This is a genomic window from Microbacterium sp. Z12_35, assembly GCF_058310475.1.
Genome location: NZ_JBZEGJ010000001.1, coordinates 1,874,582 through 1,887,915, shown reverse-complemented (window position 1 = coordinate 1,887,915; position 13,334 = coordinate 1,874,582). Strand labels below are relative to the sequence as shown.

Annotated in this window: 12 protein-coding genes; 7 read left to right on the top strand and 5 right to left on the bottom strand. The window is 69.2% G+C overall.

Features of this window, described 5'->3' with window-relative positions; translation table 11 throughout:
* The first annotated feature begins 107 nt into the window (after nucleotides 1-107).
* The 5 genes from AC4FS1_RS09125 to AC4FS1_RS09105 all read left to right on the top strand — a co-directional run bounded on the left by AC4FS1_RS09125 (nucleotide 108) and on the right by AC4FS1_RS09105 (nucleotide 4,495).
* Nucleotides 108-1,097, top strand: a complete 990-nt coding sequence (locus AC4FS1_RS09125; RefSeq protein ID WP_491154368.1) for a DNA-directed RNA polymerase subunit alpha — start codon at nucleotides 108-110, stop codon at nucleotides 1,095-1,097.
* A 42-nt stretch (nucleotides 1,098-1,139) separates the two neighbouring features.
* Nucleotides 1,140-1,733, top strand: a complete 594-nt coding sequence (rplQ, locus tag AC4FS1_RS09120) for a 50S ribosomal protein L17 (RefSeq protein ID WP_491154367.1) — start codon at nucleotides 1,140-1,142, stop codon at nucleotides 1,731-1,733.
* 66 nt (nucleotides 1,734-1,799) lie between these two features.
* A complete protein-coding gene (locus tag AC4FS1_RS09115; protein ID WP_491154365.1) occupies nucleotides 1,800-2,837 on the top strand; it encodes a GNAT family N-acetyltransferase in 1,038 nt (345 codons plus the stop codon).
* 44 nt (nucleotides 2,838-2,881) lie between these two features.
* Complete coding sequence (gene truA, locus AC4FS1_RS09110; protein WP_491154363.1) at nucleotides 2,882-3,718, top strand: tRNA pseudouridine(38-40) synthase TruA; 837 nt, start codon at nucleotides 2,882-2,884, stop codon at nucleotides 3,716-3,718.
* A gap of 84 nt (nucleotides 3,719-3,802) precedes the next feature.
* The gene (locus tag AC4FS1_RS09105) at nucleotides 3,803-4,495 is read left to right on the top strand and encodes an endonuclease/exonuclease/phosphatase family protein (protein WP_491154362.1); all 693 of its coding nucleotides are present in this window, start codon (nucleotides 3,803-3,805) and stop codon (nucleotides 4,493-4,495) included.
* A gap of 13 nt (nucleotides 4,496-4,508) precedes the next feature.
* On the opposite strand, the gene AC4FS1_RS09100 is transcribed toward AC4FS1_RS09105, so the two are convergent.
* Together AC4FS1_RS09100 and AC4FS1_RS09095 are read right to left on the bottom strand one after the other, a co-directional pair.
* Nucleotides 4,509-5,042 carry a cell wall protein gene (locus AC4FS1_RS09100; RefSeq protein WP_491154360.1) on the bottom strand — a complete coding sequence of 178 codons (534 nt, stop codon included), beginning with the start codon at nucleotides 5,040-5,042 and terminating at the stop codon, nucleotides 4,509-4,511.
* Between the two features lie 49 nt (nucleotides 5,043-5,091).
* Entirely contained in the window at nucleotides 5,092-6,885 is a 1,794-nt protein-coding gene (locus AC4FS1_RS09095; protein ID WP_491154358.1) for a DUF4012 domain-containing protein, read from the bottom strand.
* A gap of 92 nt (nucleotides 6,886-6,977) precedes the next feature.
* On the opposite strand from AC4FS1_RS09095, the gene AC4FS1_RS09090 reads away from it, so the two are divergent.
* A complete protein-coding gene (locus tag AC4FS1_RS09090; RefSeq protein WP_491154357.1) occupies nucleotides 6,978-7,619 on the top strand; it encodes a hypothetical protein in 642 nt (213 codons plus the stop codon).
* A 2-nt stretch (nucleotides 7,620-7,621) separates the two neighbouring features.
* Here AC4FS1_RS09090 and AC4FS1_RS09085 read toward each other — a convergent pair whose 3' ends face one another.
* Nucleotides 7,622-8,752 (bottom strand): hypothetical protein, encoded by a 1,131-nt coding sequence (locus tag AC4FS1_RS09085; protein ID WP_491154356.1) that lies wholly within the window; start codon nucleotides 8,750-8,752, stop codon nucleotides 7,622-7,624.
* Nucleotides 8,749-10,413 (bottom strand): sensor histidine kinase, encoded by a 1,665-nt coding sequence (locus AC4FS1_RS09080; protein WP_491154355.1) that lies wholly within the window; start codon nucleotides 10,411-10,413, stop codon nucleotides 8,749-8,751. The genes AC4FS1_RS09085 and AC4FS1_RS09080 overlap by 4 nt, the downstream gene beginning before the upstream one ends.
* A gap of 249 nt (nucleotides 10,414-10,662) precedes the next feature.
* Here AC4FS1_RS09080 and AC4FS1_RS09075 point away from each other — a divergent pair, with 249 nt between their 5' ends.
* Nucleotides 10,663-12,090 (top strand): glycosyltransferase family 2 protein, encoded by a 1,428-nt coding sequence (locus AC4FS1_RS09075; RefSeq protein ID WP_491155690.1) that lies wholly within the window; start codon nucleotides 10,663-10,665, stop codon nucleotides 12,088-12,090.
* Between the two features lie 714 nt (nucleotides 12,091-12,804).
* Here the strand turns inward: AC4FS1_RS09075 and AC4FS1_RS09070 are convergent.
* Nucleotides 12,805-13,089 (bottom strand): GIY-YIG nuclease family protein, encoded by a 285-nt coding sequence (locus tag AC4FS1_RS09070; RefSeq protein ID WP_491154353.1) that lies wholly within the window; start codon nucleotides 13,087-13,089, stop codon nucleotides 12,805-12,807.
* Between the last annotated feature and the right edge of the window lie 245 nt (nucleotides 13,090-13,334).

The window sequence follows — 13,334 nt, the reverse complement described above, 5'->3', positions numbered from 1 at the left end:
GCCGCGGGGTTCCGCTCCTGCGGAGCCCCCGGCATCCCCGAGTACAACTCAACATCTCACCCACCGCACGTGTCATATAGCGGGCACGTGATCGAAAGGAACCCATAGTGCTCATCGCACAGCGTCCCACTCTGACCGAGGAGAAGATCGGGGAGTTCCGCAGCCGCTTCGTCATCGAGCCGCTCGAACCCGGCTTCGGTTACACCATCGGCAACGCGCTGCGTCGCAGCCTCCTGTCCTCCATCCCCGGTGCCGCCGTCACCAGCATCCGCATCGACGGCGTACTGCACGAATTCAGCACCATCCCGGGTGTGAAAGAGGATGTCACCGAGATCATCCTCAACATCAAGCAGCTGGTCGTTTCCAGCGAGCGCGACGAGCCCATCACCGCCTACCTGCGCAAGACCGGCGCCGGCGAGGTCACCGCGGCTGACATCTCCGCCCCCGCGGGCGTCGAGGTGCACAACCCGGATCTGGTGATCGCGACCCTCAACGACACCGCCAAGTTCGAGCTCGAGCTCACCATCGAGCGTGGCCGTGGCTACGTCTCGGCGACCCAGAACCGCAACGAGTACGCCGAGGCCGGTCAGATCCCGATCGACTCGATCTACTCGCCGGTCCTCAAGGTCAGCTACCGCGTGGATGCCACGCGCGCCGGGGAGCGTACGGACTTCGACAAGCTCGTGCTGGACGTCGAGAGCAAGTCCTCGATGGCCCCGCGCGACGCCGTCGCTTCCGCCGGCCGCACCCTGACCGAGCTGTTCGGCCTCGCCCGCGAGCTGAACGTCGAGGCCGAGGGTATCGAGATCGGCCCCGCGCCGGTGGAGACCGTTCTCTCCAACGAGCTGGCCATGCCGATCGAAGACCTCGACCTGTCGGTGCGTTCGTACAACTGCCTCAAGCGCGAGGGCATCAACAGCGTGTCGGAGCTCGTCGCCCTGTCGGAGACGCAGCTCATGAACATTCGCAACTTCGGTCAGAAGTCGGTCGACGAGGTGCGCGACAAGCTCACCTCGCTCGGTCTGTCGCTCAAGGACTCGGTGCCCGGATTCGACGGCGCCCAGTTCTACGGCGGCTACGACGAAGAGACCGTCTGACCGCGGCTTCCCGACACGAGACCTTCCAGGAGTAACTGAGACATGCCCAAGCCCACGAAGGGTCCCCGCCTCGGCGGCGGTCCCGCCCACGAGCGTCTGCTGCTTGCGAACCTCGCCGCGGCCCTGTTCACGCACAAGTCGATTCAGACGACCGAGACCAAGGCCAAGCGCCTGCGTCCGCTCGCCGAGCGCCTCATCACCTTCGGCAAGCGCGGCGACCTGCACGCGCGCCGCCGGGTGCTGAGCGTGATCGGTGACAAGGAGGTCGTGCACGTCCTCTTCACCGAGATCGCGCCGCTGGTCGCCGACCGCCCGGGTGGCTACACCCGCATCACCAAGATCGGCAACCGGAAGGGCGACAACGCCCCGATGGCTGTCATCGAGCTCGTCCTGGAGCCCGTGACCCCGAAGGTGAAGTCCACCAAGACGTCTCGCGCGACGGCACCCGCCGCCGCACCGGTCGCCGAGGACGCACCCGCCGAGGACGCACCCGTCGCCGAGGATGCTGCCGAGACCGAGGTGACCGACGAGGTCACCGAGGCGGATGCTGCGGACGACGCGTCGGCCGAGGCCGGTGCCGAGTCGCCCGAAGAGGGCGAAGCCGCCGAGGCTGCTGCCGAGGACGCGAAGAAGTAGCATCCTTCCCGGATCGACCGAGACCCCCGTCCATTTCGGACGGGGGTCTCGTCGTAGGCTGAATCGGTGACGGATGAACGAGTGATGGATCTCCCTTTGGCCGCGCGAGTACCCGCGCCCGTGCAGATCGCGGCGCCCCAGCACCCCGAGGTGGCGCGCTGGCGCGGCGCGACACCGGATGACATCGACGCGATGCACGCGCTGCTCGCTGCAGCCGGCCGGGTCGACCACCCGACGTACACCACCCCGCGGGAGGAGGTCGCCGACACGTTCGCGGTGGCGCACATCGACCATGCGCGCGACACCGTCCTCGCGTTCGCCGCGGATGGCACCCTCGTGGCGGTCTCGAGCGCGATCTTCCACCCCTCCCGCGACATCGCCCCCAAGGTGTATTTCGACGGCGCGGTGCACCCCGAGTACCGCCGGCGCGGCATCGGCGCGGTCGCTCTGCGTTGGGCGTACGACCGCGCCCTGCAGCACCTGGCCTCGATCGACGCTCCTCTCCCGGGCCAGGTGGCCTTCTACACCGAGGAGCGGAACACGGATGCGGCGGCCCTCGCCGAGCGGCTGGGGATGGCCACGGAGCGGTGGTTCACCACGATGGTCCGCGACCTCGGCGACCCGATCCCGCAGCGACCCGCGCCGGACGGCGCGTCGCTGGAGGCCTACACGCCCGACCGGGCGCTGGATGCTCTCGCTGCGCGCAACGACGCGTTCCGCGACCACTGGTCGAGCCTGCCCTCGGCCGAGGACGCGTGGCGGACATTCGTCGACGGCCCCTTCCTGCGCCCTGACCTGTCCACCCTCCTCGTCGAGGACGGCCGCATCGTCGCGTTCTGCCTCGCCTCGGTGAACGAGGACGACTGGGAGGCGCTGGGAGCGCCGAACACGTACATCGACCTCATCGGTGTCGTCCGCGATCGTCGTGGACGCGGCTACGCTCCCACCGTCGTCGCCCGCACTCTGGAGGCTGCCCGTGCGGCCGGGCTGCAGAAGGCGGTGCTGGACGTGGACACGGCCAGTCCGACCGGTGCCCACAGCCTCTACGAGCGCCTGGGATTCTCAGCCACCGATCGCGAGCGCGTGCTCACCCGCCACTTCTGACGAGACCAGCGGAGCCCTCCATCAACCCCGATTAGGCTGAGCGGGTGCGCATCCGTCTCGATATCGCCTATGACGGGACGCACTTCCGCGGCTGGGCGACTCAGCCGGGCCTGCGCACCGTGCAGGGCACGCTCGAAGCGGCGCTGACCCGCATCCTGGGCACGCGACCCCGGCTCGTGGTGGCCGGCCGCACCGACGCGGGTGTACATGCGTTGGGCCAGGTGGCCCACATCGACCTCGACGAGGCGCAGCAGTTGCGCCTGCCGCAGGGGCGCCGTGGGGGAGACCCCGTCGCCGCGCTCGCGGGCCGCGTGCGGGGGATCCTCGGTGCGTACCCGGACGTGACGGTGACGCGCTCGAGCCTCGCTCCCGACGGATTCGATGCGCGCTTCTCCGCGGTGTGGCGCCGGTACCGCTATCGGCTGGCCGATGCCGCGGCCGGATACGATCCGCTCGAGCGGCACCGCACCACCACGGTGCGTGCTGTTCTCGACGAGGCGGCGATGGATGCTGCCGCTCGGTCGCTGATCGGTCTCCACGACTTCGCCGCGTACTGCAAGCCGCGGGATGAGGCCACCACGATCCGGACCCTGCTCGATTTCCGGTGGGAGCGGGATGCATCCGGCGTGCTCGTCGCCGAGGTGAAGGCGGATGCGTTCTGTCACAGCATGGTGCGCGCGCTCGTGGGTGCGTGCGCCGCCGTGGGAGAGGGGCGCCTGGACATCGGCGAGGTCGCGCAGATCCGGGACGGGGGCATCCGCACCCCAGCGACGAAGGTGCTCGCCGCCCGAGGGCTCGCGCTCCTCGAGGTGGGATATCCGGCAGACGACCTGCTCGCCCAACGGGCCGACCAGACCCGCAATCGCCGCGATGCGGAGTGACGGCTATGAGCCCACTTGGGGAACGCTGAGGGTCCGTGTCAATCCTCTCCGTCCGCCGGCACGGTATGCCAGGGTGGGAACGAAATGAGAGTCATCTCGTACAACTTGCGCAAGCACCGCGCCGCCGGCGAGCTGGTCACGCTGGTCCAGCGCCACGGTGCCGATGTCCTCTGTCTGCAGGAATGCGACACCCGGGAGATGCCCGACGAGATCGGGGGCCTGCGGCTGGCCGAGGCCACGCAGCGCAACCGCTTGGGGCTCGCCGTCTACTACCGGGCCAACACCTTCCGTCCGGTGGAGGTGCGCGCCATCGCGCTGAAGAAGTCGTTGCACGACTACGTGCTCCGGCCCGCCGAAGAGCGGATGCTGGGGGTGCGTCTGCACGACATCGACCACGGTCGCGACATCATCGTCGCGTCGTTCCACGCTGCCCCCCTGACCGCGTTGAACTCTCTCCGACGGCATCAGATCCGGACGGCGCTCGCGGAGCTGCAGAACCTCGGGGCGGGGCTGCCGGCCCTCATGGTGGGCGACTACAACTACCCGGTGTTCAAGGAGAACCTCGGGCAGCAGGTGCGAGCGCAAGGGTACGAGCTGACGCTCAGCGACGCGCGCACGTACACGAGGTACCGGTTCTTCCGTGGCCACTACGACTTCGCCACGTCCTACCTGTTCGACATCGAGAACATCAGCACGCTGCCACAGGGGTCGAGCGACCATCTGCCGATCCTCGTCACCGCCCAGGTGTCCGCGGCGCGAGCGGCCGACGTGGCCTGAGCCGCACGGTGCCTTAGGCGGCGTCCCGCCGGCGCCGGACGACGGCGGTCGCCACCGCGACGGCCCCGCCCGCGACGGCCAGCGCGCCACCGCCGACCCAGATGCCCAGGTACGGACCGAAGTCCGCCCCGGTGGCGCTCAGGCCGTTGACGGTGACGGTGACGGTGTCACCCGGCGACGACGAGGTGAAGACGGCGATCGTATAGGCGCCTCGCGCGTCGGAGGGGAAGGTGAGGCGCACGGGGTCCAGTCCGCCCTCGGCGTTGGTCGTGGCGTCGCGGAAGGTCGCTGTGGAGACGGCAGCACGCACCATGCCGAACGTCACGTCGGCACCGTTCTCCCCGGTGACGGTGATGGTCGCCGGCTCGTTCGGGGCGAACGTGCCGTCAGCGACGGTGAGGCTCACGGTGCCGCCGGGTTCGATCGCGGCATCCGACACGCGCGCCGCGTCATCGTCGGGGTATGCCGTGGCTGCCATTGGCACGGCGAACACGGCGCCGGCTGCGAGCGCCACGGTGGCGACGACGCGGGGGAAGAGCTTATTCATCGAACCGCTTCCGGGGGAGGGAAGGAACTGCGCACAGCGCGACGCCAGTCTATCCTTCCGAGGGTCGGCAACCGTCGGGGAGGGCGGCTGCCTCGACCGGGTGAGCGGTGGGGGTGGTGACGACATCAAGGCTCGGGGTATGCGGCGTCCGGACCCGTATCGACGCCGTCGCCTCTTCTCCTGGGCGGAGGTACGTCGCCCAAGACAGAACGCGCCGACCGTCGTGCACTCCTCCGCCGAAGCCGACCGTCTCACCGGGTACCGGGCTCGCACCCTCCGCGGTGACGATCTCCGATCCGGCCGGCAGATAAAGGTAGGCCACGCTCTCCGTCGTGCCTGGGGGAGTACCGAAGGCGCCCCCGCCCGTGATGTAGTCCGGCAGGGACGCCGCATCCGCCGGCGCATCGCTGCGCAGCCGCACCGTCAGCACCGCATCCGGCGACCCCTCGGTGTCGGTGCACCATCCCACCGCCGTGGCGACGTTCATGTAGTAGTCCATCTTCGAGCCCGTGCCGTCGTTGAGGTACACGCCGAATTCGGTGCTCTTCGCATCCGTGTGCGGCAGGCGCCCCTGCAGGCTCGTGCCGTCCAGAATCGCCTGCTCGGCCGGGTCGGCGTTCCACAGGTACAGGCGCCGGTCCTGCCCGGCCTTGCCCAGTGCCGCGATGAGTTTGGCGGGATCCACGGCGCCGGATGACAGCGTGCCGAACACGGCCGCGGTGGCGGCGGCGAAGAACGCGTCTTGATCGACCGGCCGCTCGTAGCGCTGGTACACCTCGTTGAGCAGGAGGGGCACCGCCGTCTCCGCCGACAGCACGTCGCCGGTGGGGAGCGTCACAGGTCCCGTCGCTTCGAGAAGGTAGGACAGGGCCACCGGGTCCACCGCGACGACTCCGCTGACCTCGGTGCCGAACTCGCGCTTCCACATCTCCCGCGCGAGGGGCGCGCCGACGGTGAAATCAGGAACCTGCGTGACGTTCTGCACGTAGAGCGCGGGCCGCTCGTGGTAGATCTGCTCGACGTCGGCGGGAAGCTGCAGCACCGAATCGGTGTATCGCCGGAAGTCGCTCGTCGAGCCCTGAGCGCTGAGCGCGATCGTGCCACCCTCGGCGTGCACAACGGCCATGGCGCCGGCGATACCGCCCAGCGAGCGCCACTCGGCGTTGTTCTGGAAGAGCACGAGATAGTCGCGCGGCCCGTTGGCACCCAGCATCGCGGGCATGAGAGCCGTGGCCCGCTGCAGGGCGTCGGCGCCGGATGCGACATCACGGAAAAGGGTCTGCACTTCTGTGATCGGCTGACGCAGCGGCGCGACGAGCGCATCGGTGGGGATGCTGGCCACCTCGGCCGACGCGTCGGCGAGGCGCGCGGCGCTCCGGGTGGCCGGCTCGTTGAGGGCCGCGAGGGCAGCGATGTCGAAGCGGCCGTTCTGAGGCCGGAGCGAGTCGACCGAGAAGGAGGTCGCGACCTGGGCGAGGGGGGCGATGGCGTGGGTGGCGACGTCGTCAGCGGCCTGAGTGATCGTCGAGATCGCGCTCAACTGCGGGCCGATCCACGGCACGCCCTCGGCCAGCGCCCAGACCGGGTCGCCGGTGAGCGAACGGGCGGCGGACGTGTCGCGGGCGATCCTCTCCACGACGTCGGCCGCCTTCGACGGGTCGGCGAGAGCGGCCTCGGCGTCAGCGGCGGAGGCGCGGGCGTCGGTGAGGTGCCCGTAGGCGAGCACACCCCGCACGCCGATCCACACCGCGCCGAGAACGACGACGGCCAGCACGGCGGCGAGAATCCACGCGACGACGCGGCCCGCGACCTCTCGAGAGCGGCTCACGGGGTATTCGGTCACCCGATTCACCCTAGGCGAGCCCGGGGGGATGTCCTACGCGAGGGGGTGGGTCCGCTCCCCCTAGACTGGCGGCGAACGACGAAGGGTGCCTCATGGTTCGATCCGCCGGTCGCCGCGCACGAGTCGGCGCCGCGGCCGCTCTGACGGCGGTGTTCGCCCTCACCGGTTGTGGACCCGCCCCGTGGGATGTCGCCGACGCCGGAGGCGCGACGCCGACGCCGACGCGCTCCGCACCCCCCGTCCCCCAGCCGGTACCCAACGACCTCTCCAGCGGATCGACCGAGCGTGCGCTGCAGGCAGGCGCCGTCGCGGCCGCTGTCGACTACTGGTCGACGCTCTCCATGGACGAGTGGACACCCGGCGCTCTGAAGCCGATCAGCATGTCGATGACGACGACGGTCACACCGAACGACGGCCAGCAGGTGGGTTTGCAGCGCGTGTCGATGATCGCCGTCCCTGCCAACGCGACCGAGACCTTCCCGCCGCTCGAGGCCCAGGTCGACCAGTCGAACCAGACCGCCGGGTATCCCGTCCTTCCGCCGTACAGCTACTCGCAGACCTTTCGCATCGGCGCCGTCCCCGACGCCGCGACGCATGTGACGCTGCAGTTCACGTACGAGTTCCTCGTGCAGACCACACCGACCTCGAACGAGTACGCCAAGCAGACCGCCACCGACGGCGTCCGGATCGCCATCGCCGGTGGGGGTGCCAGCCCCAGCGCCACCGACGACTGAGGCTATGCGCCGATCCGCTGCCAGCGGTCTCCGCCGCGCTCCGATGCCTCGTCGCAGGCGTGCTGCGCGGCGGCGAGCAGGGCGGCGAAGTCGTATCCGACGACGTCGGCCGGCGCCCACCCGACGCTCGCCGATAGTTGCACGGAGATCGGCTGCGCCGCATCCATCTCGGTGATCTCCCGGAGCAGCGTGCGGACATGTTCGCGCAGCACGGCGCCGGGGCGGTCGATGAGCACGACCATCCGTCCGCGGCCGTCACGACCGATGTCCGCCTCGGCGGGGAAAGAGGTCCGGACGGTTCGCTCGAACCGCTCGACGATGCGGGCGAAGGGGGCATCGCCCGCGGCCGCGCGGATCTCCTCGGGGTCGTCGATGCGCACGGCCAGCAGCGCCCACGACGTCTCGGCGCCGGCGCGCGCGCGGGCGAGGCGGTCGGTGGCGGTGACGGTGAACTGCGGCCAGGACGCTGCGGTGTGGACGCCCACCGGCGAGACGGAGGTGAAGAACAGCAGGCTCACCGTCGCGCAGACGAGGTAGATGAGCATGCCCAGTGCGTTGAGCGTCCGGACGAAGGCGAGATCACTGCCGATGCCGGTCGGGAAGACGAGCCCGACGAGCAGCGTGAAGGCGCCGACGATGAGGAAGGCCGCCGAAACCAGACCGAGCGGGATCACCAGGCGGTCGTAGCGGTCGGCTGAGCGGCGGATCTCCAGCAACGTCAGGCCCGCGAAGACGGATGCGCCGAAGAACAGCACGCGGAAGATGAGTCCATACACGTCGGTGCCGCCGGCGAGGACGAGGGCGGCGGCGGAGACCAGCGACTGAACCAGCCCGATCCAGGGGAGGGCGCGCACACCACGTCGCGCTCGGAAGCCCGACCAGATGAGGGCGGGCGCGCCGAGCATGAGCCCCAGCCCGAGCAGTCGCACCGGTTCGTTGCCGAGCGCTTCGCCGGCGAGGCTCACCCATGTGCTCACCATGGCCAGGATGAAGGCGAGCGACCACAGCAGCGATGGGCGGGAAGGGCGCTGGAGGAAGCCCAGCCCGATGATCATGACCGTGCCAAGCGCGGCAACGACGGCCTGAGCGATCCCGAGATTTTCAACGGCGAGCGAACCCATGGACTGCGTCATGCCTCCGCGCCGGTCGGCAGGCTGATCGTTACCGTGGTGCCGGTGCCCTGCTCGCTTTCGACGCCAAGCGTACCCCGATGCTCTTCCACAATTGTGCGCACGATCCCCATTCCGAGCCCCGTGCCGGGGGTCGAGCTTTCCTGAGCCGTCCGCGCTCGGAAGTAGGGGTCGAAGATGCGCGGGATGTCTTCCGCGGCCATGCCGATCCCGGTGTCGGCGAAGTCCAGGACGACTCGCCCGTCGCGCTGCCTGCCCGAGATGCGGACCGACCCGCCCCCGGGGGTGTACTTGATGGCGTTGCTGAGGATGTTGTCGATCGCCTGACGCAGCCGGAAGGCGTCGCCGCGCACGGGAAGAGCCTCCGGGGCGTCGATCGTCACCTGCACACGGCGTCCGTCTGCCGCCGGCCGGAAGGACTCCAGCGACGCGTCGAGGATGCGGCGGCAGTCGGCGGAGGAGTCCACCTTGTGATCGCGCGCCTCGGCGCGCGATCCGGCGAGGATCTCGGAGATCAGGGTCTGCATCCGCTCGGCGGCGTTCTCGATGACCTGGAACTGCTCGCGGGTCTTCGGTGCCAGAGCGTCTCCGTCGAGGGCCAGTTCGGCATGACCCATGATCGCCGTCAGCGGGTTGCGCAACTCGTGGGAGACGACCGCCGCGAGTCGCTCGCGCGCCCGCTCGGCCTCGATGAGGGCGGTGATGTCGTGGACGATGAGCAGCGTGGTGTCGGGCTCGTCGGTGGAGGGGGTGAGCCGTCGCGTGGATGCGGACAGCGCGTGCCATTCGCCGTGCGTGTCGAACAGCCACACCCGCTCATCCTCGAACAGCTCGCCGCGTGCGGCACGGGCGAACGGGCGGTCGCTTTCGGGCAGAGGCTCCCCCCGTAGCGCGGCGTACTCCACCGAGCCGCCGGGGCGCTTGGGATCGTCGCGGTCGATGGCGTACAGCGACACATATGTCTCGTTGAGGGCGAGCACCTCGCCACCGCGGGAGAGGCGCGCGATGCCGGTGTCGAGGCCGTTGAGCATCTGCGAGACGCGCCGCTCTTGGCCGCTCACGCGGGAGAGCGTGCCTTGGAGCCGGCTGGCCTGCCGTCGCAGGAGGTGTTTGAACGCACGGCTCTGACGGGCGGAGAGGTACGTCGTGAGACCGATGAAGGTCAGTGCGAGGAGGACGACCATGAGCCGCACGGCGGTATCGGGGCCCAGGCCCGTCAGCGTGGCGTCCAGGATGATGACGGCCCCCACCACGGCCAGGGCCGTGATGAGCGCGGGCAGGGCGAAGTGCGTCGCGATCCAGATGATGGGGAAGACCCAGAAGAACCCGAACCGCAGCTCACTGTTGAACGCGAGGAAACTGACGCCGACGAGGTCGACGAAGGGCACCAGCAGGACCGCGTCCCGCGGCACGCGACGCCACGGCACGATGAGGGTCACCGCCGTCAGAGCGATGATGATCGCGATGCCCGTGGAGAAGGTCCAGAGGCCGAAGAGCGTCGGCTCCAGCGCCTGCACCACGAGTACGGTGACCACGACGCTCGCCGCCAGCACGAGCTGCAGCAACCAGATCGATCGGGTCCGGCTCTCGGGTGAATCGCCCTCTTCCTCGGGAAGAAGGCCATCGGCAGGCGACGTCGCCGGGAGGCTGTTCGCGACTGCCATACGGTGCAGTCTACTGACCCGGGTGTCCCCGGCCGCGCCATCCAGGCGGGCCTGTTTCTGATGACGGTGACCGCGCTCGCCGCAGCTTTCTTGCGCGAACCTTGCGGTGGTGCTGGCGAGACATGGGGCGTTCCTCGCGGCGGGTGTCGGAGTGTTGTTCCTGCCGGCAGCGCCGACGACCTCCGCAGATCAGGAAGAGAAACCGTGAACAAACCGCGCACCTCCCTCGCCCGCCCGGCGAATGCGCCTTTGTTCGCGCACCAGGACGTTCCGACTGCATCGGATGCAGGATTCCCGGACGAGTTCTCTTCCGTGCTGGAGAACACCACGGTCCACCGGTCGACCATCGGCTGCATCATCCCCGCGTACAACGAGGAAGAGTCGATCGCCGAGGTCATCGAGGCCCTGCTGAACCAGACGCGGGTGCCCGACGTCATCCACGTGGTGGTCAACAACACCTCTGACAACACGGTCAAGATCGCCTCGCAGTACAGCGGCCCGCACGAGATCTCCACCGACCTGGGCGAGCAGTTCACCGAGGTCTTCGTCCACGACATCGGCAAGAACCCCGACAAGAAGGTCGGCGCGCTCAACTACGGCTACTCCCTGGTCGAGGGTTACGACTACCTGCTCGGGGTCGACGGCGACACCATCGCCGACCCGAAGGCAGTCGAGTACCTCGAGTCGGAGGCCGTCGCCGACTCGCGTATCGGCGGCATCTCGGCGATCTACTCGATCGACGACCGCCGCATCAAGGGCCTCCTGGCGAGGTTCCTCATCGCCGGCCAGCGCACACAGTTCGCGGCATTCAACCTGCAGAATCTGCTGCGCGGCCGCAACATGGCGGTGCTCGGCGGACAGTTCTCGATCTTCGCCACGAACGCCCTGCGCGACGCGATGCAGCAGAACCACCAGAGCACGCCATGGGTGCGCGACTCCGAGGTCGAGGACTCTCTGCTGTCGTTGCAGATCAAGAGCGCCGGCTACCTCACCAAGATCAGCCCCTACGCTCGCGCGAACGTCGGCGGGATGACCACGCTCTCCGGCTACGACGCACAGCAGGTCAAGTGGACCTACGGTGCCATCGAGCTCATGTGGCCGGGTCAGCGTGGCGACACCAAGGGCCAGCCCTTCCACCCGAATCTGCGGGTGCGCTGGTTGGAGAACTTCGGCATGCTGACGAACCTCTTCGTGCGCGTGGCGTTCTTCACGCTGCTGGCCGGTTCGCTGTCGATCAATGCGTTCGTGTTCTCGCCGTGGTGGCTCATCCCGGTGGGGATGGCGATCGCGCTCAACATACGCATCGCCCGCACGATGAAGGAATGCAACGCTCGCGACATCCTCTTCGCCGCCATCTTCCTCCCCGCCGAAGCGTTCATGTGGGTGCGTCTCAGCCACTTCGTCCGCTCCTGGAGCCGGTTCTTCTCCCGCAAGAAGGTCGACAACTGGGCCATGCAGGCGCAGGCGGAGAAGGGCGGGGGGCTCGGCCACTGGGCCCCGCTGATCGTCCTCCTCGCGGTGGCGGTGGCGATGGCCGTCGTCTGGAACCTCGTGGGTCCGGTCGTGCAGTCCTCGATCCTCTGGATCGGCTGGCCGATCGTCGGTGTCGTCACCGTGCTGCAGACCGTGCTCATGGTGGGAAAGCTGTTCCGTCGCCAACACGGATACAAGGTCTGATGCGACCTGAACGCATCAGAAATGCGGGTGCGCTGGCCCTGGGGAGGGCCGGAGCACCCGGAAACCCCTCTGCTGTTTGGGGCTGCAGAGGCTGGTAGATCCCTGGGGTGATCTACCGGGCGGTCGGGGAGGAGAAGTGCAATCGGAAGGGCGGGCTGCCCGGGCCCTGCCTCCGGAGTGCACTTCTCCTCCCGACCTGCGTCCGGCCCTCGATCGAGTGGCCGCCCCCGGATGCTGCGCGAGCGACCGAGACGAAGCGTCGCCCCGTGCCGCGTCGGAACGGGTCGGCCCTGCCCCCCGGACGCTGAGCGAGCGTAGCGAGACGAAGCGTCGCTCCGGCGTGGGACCCTTCGTCTCGGTCGCTGCGCTCCCTCGCTCAGGGTCCGGGACCGGTCCGTCTCGGCTCCCGGACGCTGAGCGAGCGCAGCGAGACGAAGCGTCGCCCCGTACCCCGTCGGGACCGGTCCGTCTTGGCCCCCGGACGCTGAGCGAGCGCAGCGAGACGAAGCGTCGCCCCGTGCCGCGTCGCCCCGTGCTCGGTGTGACCCTTCGTCTCGGTCGCTGCGCTCCCTCGCTCAGGGTCCGGGACCGGTCCGTCTTGGCCCCCGGACGCTGAGCGAGCGCAGCGAGACGAAGCGTCGCCCCGTACGCGGCCCGGAAACTCTCTGGTGTGCGCTCCCGCCGGACAGGAGCGAGTGACGGGGAGACCACGCGTCAGCGCCGTCGTGTGCGGCGGCTCCATCCGGGAAGCTCGTCGTAACGGCCGGCGATGAGCAGCTCTTTCTTCGCCCGGCTCCATCCCTGAATACGCTTCTCCCAGCCGAACGCCTCATCGATACGATCGAACTCGCTGAACCACACCAGCTCCACGGGCAGACGCGTTCGCGTGTACTGCGCGCCTTCCCCGAACTGGTGCTGCGCCAGGCGCAGGTCGAGATCGGTTGTGCTTCCCGTATAGAGGGAGCCGTCGTGACACCTCAACATGTAGACGAAGCCCATGCCCGCACGGTAGCTCGCGTCACGTCGGGGTGCGGGGCCGGGGCGGACGGATGCGGATAACCGGCGTTCGCCGGCCCTTGGGGAGAGCGCTCTGTTGTCGACCGAGGGGGACCCTTCGTCTCGTCGCTTCGCTCCTCGCTCAGGGTCCGGGGCGGGCGCCCCTCGCTCGGGGTCCGGGGCGGGCGCCCCTCGATTCGGTCCGGGACCGGGACCGGGACGGGGCTGGGGAGGGCGGCGGACCCTTC